Here is a 17634-nt window from a genome sequence, read left to right on the forward strand (position 1 = left end):
GCCTGTTGGCGTCCCGGAGCCGCCCCTGAGGTCTCTTTCGAGCAGACCTGTAGGGGTCACTCCGCGGCTACCCAGCCTGGAGTGGCCCCTTTCTTCGTATTCACCACAGCCATTCCCTCGTAGCCCAATTCGGCAGAGGCGCCGTACTCAGTATGCGGTTGTTGCGAGTTCGAATCTCGCCGAGGGAACCACCGGAACCCGTTTCCGGACAACTGAATACAAACCCGTGTAGCTCAGCGGAAAGAGCAGCGTCTTCCGAAGGCGAAGGTCGGTGGTTCGAATCCACCCATGGGTACTGATCCCTCGTAGCCCAACCGGCAGAGGCACCGTCCCCAAAAGGCGGTCAGTGCGAGTTCGAACCTCGCCGAGGGAACAACCGGTGCACCCCGCACTGGTACCGAACCCGCGTAGCTCAGTGGAGAGAGCGGCGTCTTGCGGAGGCGTAGGCCGGTGGTTCGATCCCACCCGCGGGTACTGATCCCTCGTAGCCCAATTGGCAGAGGCACCGTCTCGAGAAGGCGGTTGGTGCGAGTTCGAATCTCGCCGAGGGAACGAACCGCGTCCGCGCGGGTCCGCGTCTGTAGCTCAAGCGGAAGAGCACCTGTCTACGAAGCAGGGTTTGTTGGAGGTTCGAGTCCTCTCAGGCGCACTGGGGTGTGGTGTAACTCGGCAGCACAGCGGCCTCTGAAGCCGTCGGTTCAGGTTCGAATCCTGGCACCCCAGCTGCGATGGAGTGTGGTGTAAGGGCAGCATTGCGGACTTTGATTCCGTGGGTCCGGGTTCGAATCCTGGCACTCCAGCACAGCTCATGCACGGTTGCCGACGGACTCTGATAAGGCCCGATCGCGTGGTTCGACTCCACGATGAGCTACTCCGAACACCGTGATACCCCAGCGGCGACCACGCATGGTTGGCCGAAGATCGTTGCGCGACAACGCCGGACGCGTCGTATGCTCCCGTCGGGCACCGACCGATGTACCGGCCTGCCCGTGATCGATCGTGATGGAGGACAGATGGCACCGGGGTACCGTCAGCCGGAGGAGCCGTGGGATCAGCGCACCGAGGTGTTCGAACCGATCCAGGGTAACTACGAGGCATCGGGGGACGGACCCCCGCCGCCGCGGGTCAAGCAGTGGGTGATCATCGGGTTGACGGCGTTGCTGGTCGGCGGTGTGCTCACCGTCGGCGGGCTGTTCGTCACCGGGGCCTTCAACAACTCCGGAGGTAGTGACGCAGCGCCGCCGGCGACGGCGCAGACGACTCCGGCGCCTACCAGTTCCGCACGGGCGCTGCCGGTTCCGGCGCCGGGCGCGTCGCTGGCGTCGGTGGCCGCGTGGGTCAAGGCGGGTACGCCGGTCGACCTGGAGAACTTCCACACGGCGACCGATTCGAGCGACGGCAAGGTCACCGATCTGGGCGCGGCTGTCGCCTTCACGAGCCCCTCCCAGAAGCTTCGCTGCATGTCCCCCCGGAATGCGAGCGCCGACCGTCCCGGCATGAATTGCCTTGTACAGTACGATGATCCGCCGTCGCGCCCGGAGGGTGCGCCGAGCCACGGCAACTGGGTCGGCAACTGGACCACCTTCGACGGCGCCCAATTGGGCATCGGCCGCCTGGCCGGCGACCCCGGCGATTTCTCCTACGGCGACGGCGCCACCCTGAACTACGGCAGCCGGATCACCTTCAACGAATTCGACTGCCGCATGGATCAAGCCGGGCTGTTCTGCGTCAACGAATCCGCCGGCATCGCGGCCCAGCTCAACTCCGCCGGTGTGGAACCCTTCGGTTGCCTCGGCGAAATCGACTCCGAGGACTACGGCGTCACCTACGCCTGCGGGTCCGCCAGCGATCGCACCACCACAACCAAACCCTCCCCCACTAAAACCCCGGCCGCGGACGGGCAACCAACCCTGGGCGCGGAGTGCGATACAGCGGGGCGGAAAGCCAAAGCCGCCGACGGAAGCAACCTGACCTGCGATACGGCCAGCGATTCCAGTCTCCGCTGGCTCGGCTACTGAGTCCGGTTCCGCTGCTGATTACTCGTCCGGGTCCGGGGCGTCGCCGCCGCGGATGGAAAGGAGCAGTCCGTCGAGTTCGTCGGGTTTGATCAGGACGTCGCGGGCCTTGGAGCCTTCGCTCGGGCCGACGACGCCGCGGGTTTCCATCAGGTCCATCAGGCGGCCCGCTTTGGCGAAGCCGACGCGGAGTTTGCGTTGCAGCATCGAGGTGGAACCGAATTGGGAGGTGACGACCAGTTCGATGGCCTGCAGGAGGACGTCGAGGTCGTCGCCGATGTCGGCGTCGACGTCTTTCTTCTCGCCGGGCTTGGCGGCGGTGATGCCTTCCTGATAGTCCGGCTCGGCCTGGTTCTTGGCGAAATCGACCACGGCGTGGATTTCTTCGTCGCTGATGAACGCGCCCTGCAGGCGGGTGGGTTTGTTCGCACCCATCGGCAGGAAGAGGCCGTCGCCCATGCCGATAAGTTTTTCGGCGCCCGGCTGGTCCAGGATGACGCGGGAGTCGGTCAGCGAGGAGGTGGCGAAGGCCAGGCGGGACGGGACGTTGGTCTTGATCAGGCCGGTGACGACGTCCACCGAGGGGCGCTGGGTGGCCAGGACCAGGTGGATGCCGGCGGCGCGGGCCTTCTGGGTGATGCGGACGATGGCGTCCTCGACATCGCGCGGGGCGGTCATCATGAGGTCGGCGAGCTCGTCGACGATGGCGAGGATGTACGGGTACGGGCGATACACCCGTTCGCTGCCCAGCGGCGCCGTGATCAGGCCGGACTTCACCTTCTTGTTGAAGTCGTCGATGTGGCGGACCTTGTTGGCCTGCATGTCCTGGTAACGCTGCTCCATCTCCTCCACCAGCCAGGCCAGCGCGGCGGCGGCCTTCTTCGGCTGGGTGATGATGGGCGTGATCAGGTGCGGAATGCCCTCGTAAGGCGTGAGTTCCACCATTTTCGGGTCGATCAGGATCATCCGGACCTCGTCCGGGGTGGCCCGCTGCAACAGCGACACCAGCATCGAGTTCACGAAACTCGACTTACCGGAACCGGTGGAACCCGCGACCAGCAGGTGCGGCATCTTCGCCAGGTTGGCGGAGACGAAATCGCCCTCGATGTTCTTGCCGAGGCCGATCACCAAGGGGTGGTGGTCGTTTCGGGTGGACGGAGCCTTGAGAACGTCGGCCAGGCGCACGAGTTCCCGGTCGGAGTTGGGCACCTCGATGCCGACGGCGGACTTGCCCGGGATCGGGGCGAGCAGCCGGACGTTCTCCGTCGCAACGGCATAGGCGATGTTGCGGGCCAGCGCGGTGATCTTCTCGACCTTCACACCCGGCCCGAGTTCGACCTCGTAGCGGGTGACCGTCGGGCCGCGCACGAAACCGGTGACCGCCGCGTCGATCTTGAACTGCACCAGCACCTCGGTGATCGCCTCGATCATCGATTCGTTGGCGGCGCTGCGCTTCTTGGGCGGATCGCCGTCGGTGAGCAGGTTGAGCGGCGGCAGCGTGTAGTCGCCCTCGATGACCCGTTCCGGAACGAAATCGGGTTCTTTCGGCGGCGGTGGCGGCGTTTGGTCGGCGACCTTGGGGGTCACGCGCTTGCGCGGCTTCGGCGCCGGAGCGGCATCCTCGGCCCCGAATTCGGCGGCCGTGGCAATGGTTTTGGCGTCCCGCAGCGGCGGCTCGGACAGCGCCTCGGTGACGGCGTCGGGATCGCCGAACTCGTCGGGGGGATAGTTCTCGGCAGGAGTGCGGCCGCGTCGCCGGGAACGCCCGCGGTGCAGCGGGAAGCCGTCGGCGTCGTAATCGGCGGGATCGAAATCGCCGTGTTCGCCGCGGTAGTCGCCGTATTCGTCGCCACCGCTGCCGGTGCCGAAGTACTCACGCAGGCGCTGCGGCACCTCGCGCACGGTGGTGCCGGTGAGCAGCAGCACGCCGAAGATGATGGCCAGCAACAGAATCGGGACCGACAGCCAGGCGGTGAGGCCGTCGGTCAGCGGACCGCCGACCACGAAACCGGTGAAACCCGCTGCGCGCGACCGGCCGTGCGCGTCGTCGGGTGCGCCTGCGGCCAGATGCCACAGGCCGAGGAACGGCAGGCTGACCAGCATTCCGCCGAGCACCAGGCGGGGCCGGATCTCCGGATGCGGTTCGGTACGCATGAGAATGACGGCGAGTCCGGCGCAGGCGAACGGCAGACCCGCCGAGGCCGAACCCGCGACCCAGCGGATGGCCTCCTCGACCCAGCGGCCGACCGGGCCACCCGCCGACAACCACACCGCGGCGGCGACGATCGCGCTGACCGCGATCAGGGCCAGCGCCATCCCGTCGCGCCGGTGGCCGTGTTCGATGTCGCCGGCCCGGCTCAACGTCCGGGTGGTGGCGCCGAGACCATTGGCGAGCATGTTCCAGCCGCCGCTGACCACCCGGCTGAAGACCGCGAGCGGCGCGGTGCTGGAGCCGCCGCGCGCGGTGCGGGCGGGGGGACGGCGCGGCGGGGTGGCCCGGGCGCGAGGCGTCGGGCCGGTGCGGCGCTGAGCGGGGCGTGCGGCGGTGGAACGCGGTGTGGTCGAACGAGTCCGAGACGTGGTGGTCCTCCCTCTGGCCGCTCCTGACTGCTGCGGTTCCCGCCCTGTTCCCGCCCGTGACCGGGGCGTCGCGGTGTTGCGGGACTTACCTGCCATTGCTTCAGGCTAACCGCAAAGGCCCCATCCAGACCATCCGCAACACTGGTATCGGCCGTCTCAGCTGCCAGAAATCGCGATTTCGCCCAGGTGGGCGGCCAATTCAGACCGAACGGTCGAGTTCGAGCACGGAACGGACCGCCTCGGCCGGACCGCCGGTTTCGAGCCGGACTTCGTCGCGACCGAAGGCGTGCAGCAGTAGCTCGGAGGGCTTACCGGTCAGTGTCACCTCGGCCCCGGAGCTGTCTTTCGCGACGACTCGACGACCATCGGGCGTCTGCAACACCAGCGCCACCGGCGACTTGCGATAGGACATCTTCGCCATCCGCCGCACCAGCGACCACAACTTCGCCTCGTCGGCATCGGAGAGTTCGCGCGGTGCCCAGTCGGGCGCGGCGCGGCGCACGTCCTCGTGATGGACGAACATTTCGCTCAGGTTGGCCATCGCGTCCACCGGCTTGAGCGGCGACCACCACGGCGGCCCGGTCCGCACGAGCTCCAGCAGCTCGTCGAAGGGCTTGCGCGCGGTCTTGTCCTGCACCGAATCCAAATATCCGGCAAAGGGTTTCAGCAGAATGCCGGGCGCGGCATCGGGGCGGCGCTCGCGAACCACCAAGTGCGCAGCCAGATCTCGCACCGTCCAGGTCCCGCACAGAGTGGGCGCTTCGGGGCCCGCGGCGGACATCGCGACCACCAGTGCTTGCCGTTCGCGCTGCGCAATGCTCATAAAGCTGAACATAGCCGACTTCCCCGGTCCGCCACACCGCCGACTCAGACAGAGGCTTGTCGAATCCTTATGAGATGCCTGGAATCCGAGATATCGGGCTGGCGTCAGAGATGTGGCAAATGTACGTTTGTCTCGTTCCGTCGCGGGCCGCGCCCTCGACGTCGACTGAGGGGATCAAGTTTTGAAGAAGTTCGCGACGCTTGCCGCGGTCCTGCCGGCGATAGCCGGAACGGTATTAGCTGCCACTGCGGCTCCGGCCCACGCTCAGGGCCCGTCCTACGGGGGCATCGCCGTGGCGATGTCGAACCACCACTACGGCTTCACCTACAACGTGGCCACCCACGCCGCCGCGGAGGCCGGGGCGGTCCGCGCCTGTCTGCAGTACGGCGGTAACCCGGACTGCCGCCCGGTGCTCACCTGGCGCAATGGCTGTGGGGCGCTTGCCATTTCACCCACGCACTGGAGTTATGGCTCGGGCCCGTCGCTCCGTGCCGCGCGCGATCGAGCGATCGCCAACAATCCGGGCCGGGGCGCCCGCATCGAGCACTGGCAGTGCACCGAGGGCTACGCCCTGTAGCCGACATCCAGATTTTCGACCCGCAACGGCATTCATGCGCACCCGAATTCGCGAAACCTACAGGTTGGCGTCTCGGATGTCGGAAATGTACGTTGTCAACGATCCGCTGGGTCCGGATCGCTAAGTCAATGGAGGGCGTTCACACGTGAAGAAGTTCATCACCGCAGCCACCACAATGGTTGCCGTCGGTGCGGCACTTGCCGTTTCGGCTCCGGCCGCGCAGGCGCAGGGCGGTGGTTACTACGGTGCCATCGCGACCGGTAACAACGGCCGCTGGAGTATCACCAACAACTACAACGGCTTCCAGGAGGCCGAGGGCGCCGCGGTGCGGACCTGCGGCGGTGGCTGCTCGGTCCTGCTGTCCTGGCGCAACGGCTGTGCCGTGCTGGTGGCGCGCAAGAACCCGCGCTCGACGACCTGGCAGGCCTCCTCGCGGTCCAACTATGGCGCCGCCCGTGACGCCGCGCTGTCCCGGCTGGCCGGCAGCCACGTCGTGACCTGGCGCTGCACCAACGGCTACAGCTAGAACCGGTACCTTTGCCGCGGCAAACCCGGTGCGGCGAACACTTTTTCATCGAGGGGAATACGTGAAACTCCGATCCATTCGCGCCGCGGTCGCCATCGTGGCCGCCGCCTCCGCGCTCACGCTGACCGCGTGCGGTTCCGACAAGGGCGACTCCACGTCGAGCCCCAGCGCGACGGCGACGTCCGCGGGTCAGTACGAAGAAGGCAAGAAGGCCGGTGAAGCGATCGAGGCCGAAGGCGAGCTGACCACCACGCCGCCGCCGAACCTGCCCAAGCCGACCGTCGCCGAGCTGAACGAGAAGATCAACAAGGCCTTCGACGCCTCGGTCGGCGAGGAAGAGAAGATCAGCTGGGTGCAGGATGCCGAAAAGGATCCGCAGCTGGTCGACAAGCTGGTCGACGCCGCGAAGAAGAACAACGTCAAGGTCGAGATCACCGGCGTGCAGGAGCCCAAGGAGGGCAAACTGAAGGCCGACGCCAAGGTCACCATCGGCGGTGCGCCGGTGGAGAACGCCTTCGTCGAGTTCGTCGCCGAGACCGAGGGCTGGAAGGTGTCGAACCAGTTCACCTGCAACATCGTCAAGGCGGCGAAGCTGGATTCGGCTGCCTGCCAGGCGAAGTAACGGATACACGAAAAAGCGCCGGGAAGCGATTGCTTCCCGGCGCTTTTCGTATGTCCTAGACCTCGATGACGGTGGGCACGATCATCGGGCGACGGCGGTAGACATCGGCGACCCAGCGGCCCACCACGCGGCGCACGCTCTGCGCGATGCGATGGGCATCGGTGACGTTCTCTCCCGCCAGCCGCAGCAATTCCGCCTCGACCAGCTCGGCGGCGTCGCTGAGCGCGGCCGGGTCGTCGGAGAAACCGCGTCCGTTGAGCTCCGGTGTGCTGACCGCCTTACCGGTGGTGGAGTCGATCGCGACGGTGATCGAGATGAAACCGCCCTCGCCGAGCACCAGACGATCCGACAGCGTGGATTCGCCGACGTCACCGACCGAGAGGCCGTCGACGTAGACGTGCCCGACCGGGAACCGGCCCACGATGCTGGCGATGCCGTCGACCAGGTCGACCACGACACCGTCCTCGGCCAGCACCACACGCTCCTCCGGGACGCCGGTGGCGACCGCCAGCGCGGCGTTGGCGCGCAGATGCCGCCATTCACCGTGCACCGGCATGGCATTGGTGGGCCGCACCGCGTTGTACAGGTACAGCAGCTCGCCCGCGGATGCGTGCCCGGAGACGTGCACCTTCGCGCTCTGCTGGGTGATGACGGTGGCGCCGAGCCGGGCCAGGCCGTTCACCACGGCGAACACCGAGTTCTCGTTGCCGGGGATCAGCGAGGACGCCAGCACCACGAGATCGTCCGAACGGATATGGATCTGACGGTGCTCGCCACGCGCCATCCGCGACAGCGCCGAGAGCGGCTCACCCTGCGAACCGGTGGAGATCAGCACCAGGCGGTTGCCGGGCAGCGTCGCCGCGACCTCGAGGTCGACCTCCAGGCCCTGCGGCACCCGCAGGTAACCGAGATCCTGCGCGATCTGCATGTTGCGCACCATCGAGCGGCCGATGAAGCACACTCGCCGCCCGTGCTTCTGGGCCACGTCCACGACCTGCTGGATGCGGTGCACGTGGCTGGCGAAGGAAGCGATGATGACGCGGTTCGTGGCCTTGCCGATGACCGTGTCGAGCACGCCGCCGATCTCGCGTTCCGGGGTGACGAAGCCGGGGACCTCGGCGTTGGTGGAGTCCACCAGGAACAGGTCGACGCCCTCGTCGCCCAGGCGGGAGAACCCGGCCAGGTCGGTGAGGCGGCCGTCGAGCGGCAGCTGATCGAGCTTGATGTCGCCGGTGTGCAACGCCACACCCGCGGGGGTGCGGATCGATACGGCCAGCGCGTCCGGAATCGAGTGATTGACCGCGAAGTACTCGCACTCGAACGGACCGTGGATGGTGGTCTCGCCCTCGATGACCTCCACCAGTTTCGGCTGCAGCCGGTGCTCGCGGCACTTGGCCGCGATCAGCGCGAGGGTGAATTTGGCGCCGATGATCGGGATGTCGGAGCGCAGGCGCAGCAGGAACGGCACCGCGCCGATGTGATCCTCGTGACCGTGGGTGAGCACGACGGCGACGATGTCGTCGACGCGGTCCTCGATCGGGCGGAAGTCGGGCAGGATCAGGTCGACGCCGGGCTGCTGGTCCTCGGGGAACAGCACGCCGCAGTCGACGATCAGCAGTTTGCCGCCGTATTCGAAAACGGTCATGTTGCGGCCGATTTCACCGATGCCGCCGAGCGCGAAGACGCGCAGCCCGTTCTTCGGGGCCTTGGGCGGCGGGCCGAGACGATCCTGGGCGGCCTTCACCGGCGCCGGCGCGGGGGCCTGATCACGACGACCGCCGCGACCGCCCTGCTGCCGCCCGCGGTTGCCGCGGTTGGACTGACCATTGGATTGCTGGCCCGCATCCTGCGCCTGCGAGGACTTCTTGGCCTGGTTGGCCTTCGGGGCTTCTTCGGTGTTCTTCGCCTTCTTACGGGCAGGTGGGACGTCCGGCTCGGCGTGCATCACCGGCTCGGGACGCGGCTCCTGCGCCACGGCAGCGGAGACCGACTCCGTGGCCGGGGCAGGCTCCGGCGCAGGCTGTTCGATGCGCATCGGAGCGTCCGGCTGCACCGGCGCGGGGGCACCGGCCGCACGACTGGCGGCGCGGCGGCGGGCGGGACGGGGCGAAATGGGCTCGGTCATGCGGCAACTCCCGCCAGACGGAGGTCAGCGGCGAGCTGGTCGAGTTGCTCGCTGCTCGGCATCAACTGTGGCAATCGTGGTTCGCCGACGTCCACGCCCAGCAGGCGCAGACCGGCCTTACTCATGGCGACGCCGCCCAGGCGGGCCATCGCGGTGTTCAGGGGCAGCAGGCTCACATTGATCTCTCTGGCGCGCACCACGTCACCGGCGTTGTAGGCCTGGTGCAGTTCACGCAGGCGTTCGGGCACGAGATGGCCGATGACGCTGATGAATCCGGCCGCGCCGACCGACAACCAGGGCAGGTTGAGGCAGTCGTCACCGGAGTAGAAGTCCAGGCCGGTGCTGGCGATCAGGTCGGCGCCCGCGTTCAGGTCGCCCTTGGCGTCCTTGACCGCGACGATGTTCGGGTGCTCGGCGAGGGTGCGGATGGTGTCCGAGGCGATCGGGACGACCGAACGGGGTGGAATGTCGTAGAGCGTGATGGGCAGATCGGTGGCGTCGGCGACCGCGGTGAAGTGCGCGATCAAACCGTCTTGGGTGGGGCGGGAGTAATACGGGGTGACCACGAGCAGGCCGTGGGCCCCGGCGCGCTGCGCGTTGCGGGCGAGCTCGATGGACTGCGCGGTGTCGTAGGTGCCGGCGCCGGCGATCACGGTGGCCCGGTCACCGACCGCGTCGACGACCGCGTTCAGCAGATCGAACTTCTCCGACTCGGTGGTGGTCGGCGATTCCCCGGTGGTGCCGGAGATCGCGAGCAGGTCCACGCCACGGTCGACCAGACGGGCGGCCAGGGCTACACCGGCATCGACATTCAGCTTGCCGTCGGCACTGAAAGGGGTCACCATTGCGACACCGACCGTGCCGGACGCGCTCCGCGGTGTTGGCGTCGATTCACCGTTCGTCATGGTCAGAAAGGCTACCCGGTCCAGAGATCAGGAACGACATCCTGACCGCCGATCGACGCGCCCGGCCCGGTGATTCACCTCCCACCCCGATGATCTATGGCATCAATCCCGCCCTTGTCTGACACCAGATATGACGTCACACTGGTGTCATGGATCTGAACAAGTACACCACCCGGCTGCGCGAAGACCTGATCGCGGCCGCCGCCCTGGGCGACGAGAAGACGCAGGCCACCGCTGCCGCACTGGCGGCGGCCACGGAAAGTTCGGCGCGGCTGGCGTTGCTGGCGGCGCTGTCGGATCTGGCCGCAGAGGTCAGCGCCGAGCTCGGGGACCGGACGGTGCACGTCTCGGTCGACGGCACCGACGCCACCGTGGACGTCCGGAAGAACCCGGGCTCGGACGAGCCGCCCACGTTCGAGGAGATGACCGGAGATATCAGCCGCGTCACCTTGCGGATGGTCGAGCAGTTGAAATCCAAGGCCGAGGAAGCGGCACAACAGAGCGGGATGTCGTTGAACGGCTGGCTGCAGAACACCGTCAGCGATGCGCTGCGCCATCAGATGGGCGGGTACGGCAGCCGGCACAAGCGGGACCGGGACAGCGGGTTCGGTAAGACCGACATCTGAGGCGCTAGAGCAGCGGCGCGAGATCGCCCTTCGCGCCGATCACCACCTCGTCGAGCTCTAGCCAGTCGGCCATTTCACGCAGCGAGTTCTTCAGGGCGGCAGCGGTTTCCAGGGTGCAGTGGCCCGGTTCGGCGAAGGCGCCGGGCACCAGGAGGCGGCCGGTCGCGCGTTCGGCGCGCAGGTCGACACGGCCGACGAGTGCACCGTCGAGCAGGAACGGGAAGACGTAATAGCCGTGCACCCGTTTGGGTTCCGGGGTGTAGATCTCGATCCGATAGTGGAAGTCGAAAATCCGTTCGGTGCGCGGCCGGAAGAAGATCAGCGGGTCGAACGGGCAGAGCAGGGCCGCGCCCTCGATCGCGCGCGGCGTCTTCGCGCCGGTGCGGAGGTAGGCGGGTTTGTCCCAGCCGGTGACCTCGACCGGTTCCAGCTCCCCCGCGTCGACCAGTTCGGCGATCGCGGGTTCGGTCTGGGAGCGGTGCATGCGGTAGTAGTCGCGCAGATCGGGTTCGGTCGCGACGCCCAAAGCCGTTGCTGCGCGCAGGATCAGCTCACGGAACGCGTCGGTGTCGGAGATCTGGCGCGCCAGCACCTCCGGCGGGATGACCCGCTCGGTCAGGTCGTAGTGCCGGGCGAATCCGACCCGCTTGTCCACCGACAGCTCGCCGGTGGCGAACAACTGCTCGCAGACGATCTTGGTGTCGCTGAGATTCCAGCCCCAATGATCTTTGGCGCGCGGCTTGTCCAGCTCGAGGTGGCGTTCCACCTCACCGGCCGTCGACGGACCGGCCGCGCGGATGACATCGAGGATGTCCTTGCTCAGGGTCGGACTGTGCTCGAGTACCCGCTTGGCCGACGCCCAGCGGCCGTGCTGATATTTCGCCATCCGCCAGCGCATCAGCGGCCAATCCTCGACCGGGAGCAGCGCGGCCTCGTGCGCCCAGTACTCCACCAGCCGCCGCGGCCGGCGCGCGCTGTGGCTCCACGCGAACTCGTCCAGCAATGCCCGGTCGTAGGCGCCGATGCGGCTGAATACCGGGGCGTAGTGCGCGCGCACCACCGCCGACACCGAATCCAGTTGCAACAGCTGGGTTCTGCTCAGCACATCCTGAATGGCCCGGCGGTTGGCGACCGCCGGTTTCCGCCTGCCGAACCCCTGCGCCGCCAATGCCGTCCGGCGTGCCGCCGCCGCGCTCATCCTTCGCACCCGTCGAAGGATGCCACGGGGGTACGACAAGTTCGCCGGACCCTACAACTAGCAGGCCTCGGTCATGACGCTGACCGCGCCGGCGGTGTCGATCTCGGTGCGGCGATCGGCGTCGGGGGCGTTGGCCAGCACGGTGGCCAGGATGCGGCGGCCCATGGGCAGCACCCGCACGGTCACCGAGCCCGCGTTGGCGGCGTCCAATTCCTTTGTCGCCGCGTCGATCACGCGTTCCCGCACCCAGCGCGGCACGCCCGCGAAACCGCCGTCGTCGAGCAGCACCACCTCGACGCCGCGGGAGCGGGCGCCGCGGGCGGCACTGCTCAATTCGTCGGTGACCAGCTGTGGCGCGCGCAGTCCGTCGCGCAGTTCGGCTTCCAGCAGCCGGCACTGCTCGCGTTCCTCGGCGGTCAGGTCGGCGCCGTCGGCGATGCGTTCCAGGATCGGGCGGGCCACCTTGTCCAGGCGAGCCAATTGCCGGTCCCGTTCGCCGTTCTCGGCTTCCATGCTGGCTTCGGCGGCGGCGCGCATGGTCGCCTCTTCGCGCAGCAACCGCAGTGAACGCTGGGTCGGGCGCATGAGGGCGGCACACACCGAGACACCCGCGACGGTGGCGACCGGAACGACCGAACCGGCCATCACTCCGGCGCGCAACTCACCGAGCACCCCCGCGCTGACCACCACCACGGCGATGGCGGCCACGCCGAGCCAGGCCGCGCCCAGCCGTCCGCGCAGCACCAGCACGGCCAGCACGTAGGAGGACGCGAACGCCGTCCAGACCGGGCGCGACCAGCCGCTCTGCACGTCCATGGTGGTCAGGGCCGTCGCCACCGGACCGGACGCCGTCACGAAAACCGTTGCGGGCCAAGGCAATGGATCCACTGGGATGACCAGCACCAGGATCCCGGCCACGACCAGCAGCGCCGCGGCCACGGCCGCCGCGATGAGCGGCACATGCGACAGATTGCGCACCATGTACAGCACGATGGTCAGCTCGAGAATGATCAGGAACAGCCAGGCCGAGCCGTCCCGCAGGCCGAGCAGATCGCGCAGGCCGAATTCGTTGCCGGTATCAGCCATCACTACCCCACACCAAAGTCACCGTCGTGCCCTCCCCCGGCTGCGATTCCACGAAACCGGCGCCACCGGCCAGCTGACGCATCCGGCCCAGAATGCTCACCGAGACGCCGAGCCGGTCCGCGGGGACCTGGCTCAGATCGAAACCCGGGCCGTCGTCGCGGAACACCACCCGGATGCCGCCGGCGCTCACAGTCACGGTGACCGTCCGCTGCACGGCGCGACCCGGCACGGTGGCGTGGCGCAGACTGTTGCGCACCGCCTCGGCCAGCGCCGCGGCGATGGTGCCCGCGGCCTGCACCGGCAGCCGCAGATCGTCGAATCCCGACCAGCGGCGCGCGGTGCAGGCGATGCCCGGGTTCACCTCGTGCACGGCGGCGCGCAGGAACCCGATCGCCTGTTTGGCGTTGAGCCGGTCCGGTTCGATCGCGCTGCCGCGGGCCTCGTCGAGTTGGGTGAGAGTGCGTTCGGCTTGCCTGCGCAGCACCGGGGATTCGGTGCCCGCGCGGGACGCGTCCAGCAGCGTCGACAGCACCGCGTCGTGGATGAGCGCGGCGAAACGGGCACGTTCCCGGTCGCGCGCGGTCGCACCCGCCGCGACTGCGGCGCGGCTGCTGGCGATCGCCGACTCCCGGTCGACCCGCAAGGCAGCCGCACGCGCGTAGATCGCGCACCACAGGAACAGCACGCACAAACCGGCGGCGCGGGCGAAGTCCCCGGCCAGCGTCCACGCCGAACCATGGGGCACCACATACATGTTCGCGACCGCCGAGGCCGCGGCGCCGACGACGAGATAGACCACCGCGATCATCGGACGCCAAGCCAGCGCCGCCGCGAGCACACCGAGAGCGAACACCCGGTACAGCCAGACCGCGGTGGCGTCGATGTGCGGTTCCCGGTAGATGAACGGCACGATCGCGAACGCCAGCAGATAACAGACCGCGGCGGCGGCCGCGACCCACTGGATGACGCGGGTACTCAAGCCCATCGACACGATCGCGAGCACCGGGAACCACCCGAACGCCAGCGCCACCGTCAGCACCGTCCAGGCCAGCGGCGCGGCGCGGCTCTGGTCGGCGATCTCGGGGATCTCCGCGATGACGGCGAGTACCCCGGCGATGCCGAAGACCAGCGCGAGCCGGCGCAGGATCCGATCCGAGGCCGGTTCGGACGCCTTCACTTGGGACACCGACGCGAAACCCCGACGCCAGCGTCCGACCAGAATCGGGTCGAGCGAGGCGGCGCTCACGCTCGGTGGGGCGGCGGTGTCCAGCGTGCTGGACGAGGTCATGCCTTGGAGTGCCGCTCGGGAACCGGGAGCCATCCGTCCTCCACCGCCCGCTTGTAGAGGTCGGTCTTGGTCGGCGCGGGACGGCCCGCGTCGGCGTACTTCTGCCGGATGCGGCCGAGGTAGTCGTTGACGGTCTGCTCCGAGAGTCCGGCCAGCCGGGCTACCCGGGACGCCTTCTCACCCGAGGCATACAGCATGAGCACCTCTTCCTGGCGCGGGCTCAGGCCGACATCGGACAGTTGCGGATCGCCGTCGATGGCGGCGGCCCAGTCGGTGGTGACGACCTGGTTGCCGGAGGCGGCCTGGCGCACCGCCGCGACCACGGTCGAAGCGTCCTCGGACTTGCGCACCACCCCGAGCACGCCGGCGCGGGCGGCCGCGCGCACCAGGAAAGCGTTGTCGGCGCCGGTGAAGACCAGCACTTCGATGCCGCGGTCGCGCAGGGCGCGCACATTGTCCTCCGGGGAGGAGCCATCGGCGAGACGCAGGTCCAACACCACCAGGTCCAGCTCGGTCGCCCCCTCGGCGGCCAGCAGTTCCGGCACGGTGCCCGCGGTCAGCACCAGATTCAGATCCGGTTCCGGGGCCAGCATCGCGGCCAGCCCGATCGCGACGGATTCATGGTCTTCGACCAGTCCGATCCGTCGCGCTGCGACGTCGCCCCCTTCGGCGCTCATCAAACGACACTCCCATCCCGAGCCGGAACCCGGTCCACACTTCCCCACCGCTACAACGTCACGTCGAGTATGACGTGCCGGTGGCCGGAAAAGTCAGACACCAAAAATCGGGGGCCACCTACTTGGCCGAATATTTGCGAACTATGTCGATACAGCCACTGGTGGCAGTTTCTTTACTAGGCGAAACTTACTGCCATGCAAGCCATCACCGCACTCGTTGCCGCAGGCACGGTACTGACAACACTCGCCATGCTCACCGGGACCGCGATGGCGGCCGGCCTGAAGCAGCTCGACGATAGGGAGACCCAGTCATGACCACGATCACCCGCGCCACCGGCGTCCAGCACGCCGAGCCTGTCGCCTCCACCGCCTCGGCGAAGGCCAAGCTTGCCCGGATTTTCGCACTGTTCAGCGCGGCGGGGCAGGCGGTTCCGTTCCATCGCAGCTAGCAATTCCGTGACTTGCCTCATATCGCACGCGGCGGCACCGAGTGCTGATGTGACTTCGAATCTGTTGGCGCATAACAACAATCGGAGACCAGCACCGAGCCCGGCTTACACCCGGGGTCACGAGATAGTTTGCGATCTGTTTGCTGACGCTCTTACCGTCGAGGGACAGTATTTCGATCAACCCGAGGACATACCGTGCCGCTGCTCAATCTGGGTTCCGCCACCCTCGATCTGGCGAATTCCGTGACCAATCTCGCGGTCAACATCACCTACCTGCTGCATGCCTGGGGCCTCGCCTGAGGCTCGCGTGCACCGGAATCGAATGGGGTGGTCCTTTTCAGGACCACCCCATTCGCATATCCCGGGACTCGCAAGTTCACGTCATGAGATGGGCGGCGACGGTGGCGCCGAGATCCCAGCAGCGTTGGATGTCGTCTTTGCCCGGTGGGCCGGAGAGGATGACCGCGGCTGCGGCCTTCTCCCAGCCGAGGCCGGTGGTCGCGGCTTCGACGCCGCGCTCGGCGCCCTCGGTTCCTTCGTTGCCGTGGATGTAGAGCCCGTAGGGGCGGCCGCGGGTGGAGTCGAGGCAGGGGTAGTAGAAGGTGTCGAAGGCGTGCTTGAGGGCGCCGGACATGTAGCCGAGGTTCGCGGGGGTGCCGAGTAGGTAGCCGTCGGCGGCGAGCACGTCGCTGGCGGTGACGGCCAGGGCGGCGCGGCGTTCGACCTCCACACCCTCGATCTCCGGGTCGGTCGCGCCCGCGACCACCGCCTCGAACATGGCCTGCATGTGCGGGGAGGGGGTGTGGTGGATGATCAGCAGCCGGGGCACCGTCTCAGCTTTCGCGTTCGAGTTTTTCCAATGCGACTGCGCGGCGCATGGTTTCGCGGGCGCGGGTGCGGTCGCCGGCGTAGTCGTAGGCGCGGGCGAGCCGGTAGGAGACGCGCCAGCTGTCCGGGTCTGCCTCCCATTCCTTTTGGACCTGGGCGAACAGTGCGTCGGCGGCCGGGCGTTCGATGCGGCCGGAGGGGCGGCGGGGCAGCTCCGAGGTGTCGAGTTCGAGGCCTTCCTCGCGCATCCGCGCGGCCAGACGCTGGTGGTCGAGCGCGGCGCGAACGGTGGCGACGACGATCCAGACGCCGACCAGCGGCAGAATCAGCACGCCCAGGCCGATGGCCATCGCGGCGAGCTCCCCGGAGCCGAGGAGCTCCAAGCCGATGCGGCCGAGCATCAGGAAATAGAACCCGAGGACCACCACCAGAACCGCGACGAAGGCGACGACCTTGCGGACGTCGCTGCCTGCGGGCCCCTGGACTGTCACAGATCCAGGAACGGGTCGAGCCCGACGGTGAGGCCGGGACGCTTGGCGATCTCCCGCACCCCGAGCAGGACGCCCGGCGCGAAGGAGGAGCGATCGATGGAGTCGTGGCGGATGGTGAGGGTTTCGCCCTGGGTGCCGAACAGCACTTCCTGGTGCGCGACCAACCCGGCCAGGCGCACCGAGTGCACTCGCACCCCGTCGACGTCGGCGCCGCGCGCGCCGTCCAGCTCGGTGCTGGTCGCATCGGGGCTCTTGCCGACACCGGCGCGTTCCCGCGCTTCGGCGATCAAGCCCGCGGTGCGGTAGGCGGTGCCCGAGGGCGCGTCCGCCTTGTTCGGATGATGCAGCTCGATGACCTCGACCGACTCGAAGAACCGCGCCGCCTGCTCGGCGAACCGCATCGACAGCACCGCACCGATGGCGAAGTTCGGCGCGATCAGCACCCCGGTCTCGGGCTGCTGCTCCAGCCAGCCGCGTACCTCGTCGAGGCGCGCCGCATCGAAGCCGGTGGTGCCGACGACGGCATGAATGCCGTTCTGCACCAGGAACTTCAGGTTCCCCATCACCACATCGGGGTGCGTGAAATCGACGACCACCTGGGTCTTGCTCTCGGTGAACGCCTCCAGCGCATCCCCCTTGTCGACGGCCGCGGACAGCTCGAGATCAGCCGCCTCCGCCACCGCCGCGCAGATCGCCTGTCCGACTTTCCCGCGTGCTCCGAGCACCCCGACCCGAATGGTCACCGCACCTCCTGTGTCCTGGGGCATTCCGGCACCCCGCGTTCCCGACCAGCCTAGTAGGCCCCACCGGAGCCCTAC

17 protein-coding genes and 8 tRNA genes are annotated in these 17634 nt (G+C 67.9%); 14 read left to right on the forward strand and 11 right to left on the reverse strand.

All coding sequences use genetic code 11. The features are described from left to right. Window positions 1-113: 113 nt before the first annotated feature. From IBX22_RS06455 to IBX22_RS06495, 9 genes are all read left to right on the forward strand, one after another. Window positions 114-191: transfer RNA gene (locus tag IBX22_RS06455), tRNA-Leu, on the forward strand. 31 nt (window positions 192-222) lie between these two features. Then, window positions 223-295, forward strand: a tRNA-Arg gene (locus IBX22_RS06460). Window positions 296-299: 4 nt separating this feature from the next. Continuing rightward, window positions 300-373, forward strand: a tRNA-Leu gene (locus tag IBX22_RS06465). A 28-nt stretch (window positions 374-401) separates the two neighbouring features. Next, a tRNA-Arg gene (locus IBX22_RS06470) sits at window positions 402-474 on the forward strand. A 4-nt stretch (window positions 475-478) separates the two neighbouring features. Further along, window positions 479-552 (forward strand) — tRNA-Leu (locus IBX22_RS06475). Window positions 553-574: 22 nt separating this feature from the next. Next, a tRNA-Arg gene (locus IBX22_RS06480) sits at window positions 575-649 on the forward strand. 1 nt (window position 650) lies between these two features. Further along, a tRNA-Gln gene (locus IBX22_RS06485) sits at window positions 651-723 on the forward strand. A gap of 6 nt (window positions 724-729) precedes the next feature. Further along, window positions 730-800: transfer RNA gene (locus tag IBX22_RS06490), tRNA-Gln, on the forward strand. Between the two features lie 213 nt (window positions 801-1013). Next, window positions 1014-2018, forward strand: a complete 1005-nt coding sequence (locus IBX22_RS06495) for a hypothetical protein (protein WP_194814432.1) — start codon at window positions 1014-1016, stop codon at window positions 2016-2018. A gap of 18 nt (window positions 2019-2036) precedes the next feature. Here IBX22_RS06495 and IBX22_RS06500 read toward each other — a convergent pair whose 3' ends face one another. Together IBX22_RS06500 and IBX22_RS06505 are read right to left on the reverse strand one after the other, a co-directional pair. Beyond that, complete coding sequence (locus tag IBX22_RS06500) at window positions 2037-4691, reverse strand: DNA translocase FtsK (RefSeq protein ID WP_194814433.1); 2655 nt, start codon at window positions 4689-4691, stop codon at window positions 2037-2039. 103 nt (window positions 4692-4794) lie between these two features. Then, window positions 4795-5418, reverse strand: coding sequence for a TIGR03085 family metal-binding protein (locus IBX22_RS06505; RefSeq protein WP_194814434.1), 624 nt, complete (start codon window positions 5416-5418; stop codon window positions 4795-4797). 181 nt (window positions 5419-5599) lie between these two features. Here IBX22_RS06505 and IBX22_RS06510 point away from each other — a divergent pair, with 181 nt between their 5' ends. The 3 genes from IBX22_RS06510 (at window position 5600) to IBX22_RS06520 (ending at window position 7143) form a co-directional block, all read left to right on the forward strand. Beyond that, entirely contained in the window at window positions 5600-5995 is a 396-nt protein-coding gene (locus tag IBX22_RS06510; protein WP_194814435.1) for a DUF4189 domain-containing protein, read from the forward strand. 145 nt (window positions 5996-6140) lie between these two features. Beyond that, window positions 6141-6521 carry a DUF4189 domain-containing protein gene (locus tag IBX22_RS06515; protein WP_194814436.1) on the forward strand — a complete coding sequence of 127 codons (381 nt, stop codon included), beginning with the start codon at window positions 6141-6143 and terminating at the stop codon, window positions 6519-6521. Between the two features lie 61 nt (window positions 6522-6582). Continuing rightward, window positions 6583-7143, forward strand: a complete 561-nt coding sequence (locus tag IBX22_RS06520; RefSeq protein WP_194814437.1) for a hypothetical protein — start codon at window positions 6583-6585, stop codon at window positions 7141-7143. A 55-nt stretch (window positions 7144-7198) separates the two neighbouring features. On the opposite strand, the gene IBX22_RS06525 is transcribed toward IBX22_RS06520, so the two are convergent. Beyond that, window positions 7199-9268 (reverse strand): RNase J family beta-CASP ribonuclease, encoded by a 2070-nt coding sequence (locus tag IBX22_RS06525; protein WP_194814438.1) that lies wholly within the window; start codon window positions 9266-9268, stop codon window positions 7199-7201. Beyond that, window positions 9265-10173, reverse strand: coding sequence for a 4-hydroxy-tetrahydrodipicolinate synthase (gene dapA, locus IBX22_RS06530; protein ID WP_194814439.1), 909 nt, complete (start codon window positions 10171-10173; stop codon window positions 9265-9267). Before dapA ends, IBX22_RS06525 begins: the two co-directional genes overlap by 4 nt. Before the next feature lie 149 nt (window positions 10174-10322). Here dapA and IBX22_RS06535 point away from each other — a divergent pair, with 149 nt between their 5' ends. Further along, window positions 10323-10799 carry a hypothetical protein gene (locus IBX22_RS06535; RefSeq protein WP_194814440.1) on the forward strand — a complete coding sequence of 159 codons (477 nt, stop codon included), beginning with the start codon at window positions 10323-10325 and terminating at the stop codon, window positions 10797-10799. Between the two features lie 4 nt (window positions 10800-10803). Here IBX22_RS06535 and IBX22_RS06540 read toward each other — a convergent pair whose 3' ends face one another. Genes IBX22_RS06540 through IBX22_RS06555 form a run of 4 tightly spaced genes read right to left on the reverse strand, consistent with a single transcriptional unit; the run spans window position 10804 to window position 15048 of the window. After that, window positions 10804-12006, reverse strand: coding sequence for a winged helix-turn-helix domain-containing protein (locus IBX22_RS06540; RefSeq protein WP_194814441.1), 1203 nt, complete (start codon window positions 12004-12006; stop codon window positions 10804-10806). Between the two features lie 48 nt (window positions 12007-12054). After that, window positions 12055-13083, reverse strand: coding sequence for a hypothetical protein (locus IBX22_RS06545; RefSeq protein WP_194814442.1), 1029 nt, complete (start codon window positions 13081-13083; stop codon window positions 12055-12057). Then, entirely contained in the window at window positions 13076-14404 is a 1329-nt protein-coding gene (locus IBX22_RS06550) for a sensor histidine kinase (RefSeq protein WP_228538223.1), read from the reverse strand. Before IBX22_RS06550 ends, IBX22_RS06545 begins: the two co-directional genes overlap by 8 nt. After that, window positions 14368-15048: a response regulator transcription factor gene (locus IBX22_RS06555; protein WP_194814443.1), complete on the reverse strand. Its 681-nt coding sequence runs from the start codon at window positions 15046-15048 to the stop codon at window positions 14368-14370. Before IBX22_RS06555 ends, IBX22_RS06550 begins: the two co-directional genes overlap by 37 nt. 311 nt (window positions 15049-15359) lie before the next feature. Between IBX22_RS06555 and IBX22_RS06560 the strand changes: the two genes are divergently transcribed. Continuing rightward, window positions 15360-15497 carry a hypothetical protein gene (locus IBX22_RS06560; RefSeq protein ID WP_194814444.1) on the forward strand — a complete coding sequence of 46 codons (138 nt, stop codon included), beginning with the start codon at window positions 15360-15362 and terminating at the stop codon, window positions 15495-15497. 376 nt (window positions 15498-15873) lie between these two features. Here the strand turns inward: IBX22_RS06560 and IBX22_RS06565 are convergent, their stop codons facing one another. From IBX22_RS06565 to dapB, 3 genes are read right to left on the reverse strand one after another with little or no spacing between them, the layout of a single operon-like run. Continuing rightward, window positions 15874-16326 (reverse strand): flavodoxin family protein, encoded by a 453-nt coding sequence (locus IBX22_RS06565; RefSeq protein ID WP_194814445.1) that lies wholly within the window; start codon window positions 16324-16326, stop codon window positions 15874-15876. 4 nt (window positions 16327-16330) lie between these two features. Beyond that, on the reverse strand, window positions 16331-16816 hold the full coding sequence (locus IBX22_RS06570; protein ID WP_194814446.1) for a hypothetical protein: 486 nt from the start codon (window positions 16814-16816) through the stop codon (window positions 16331-16333). Continuing rightward, entirely contained in the window at window positions 16813-17559 is a 747-nt protein-coding gene (gene dapB, locus IBX22_RS06575; protein ID WP_194814447.1) for a 4-hydroxy-tetrahydrodipicolinate reductase, read from the reverse strand. Before dapB ends, IBX22_RS06570 begins: the two co-directional genes overlap by 4 nt. Between the last annotated feature and the right edge of the window lie 75 nt (window positions 17560-17634).

Source organism: Nocardia sp. XZ_19_385 (genome assembly GCF_015355755.1).
Taxonomy (GTDB): domain Bacteria; phylum Actinomycetota; class Actinomycetes; order Mycobacteriales; family Mycobacteriaceae; genus Nocardia.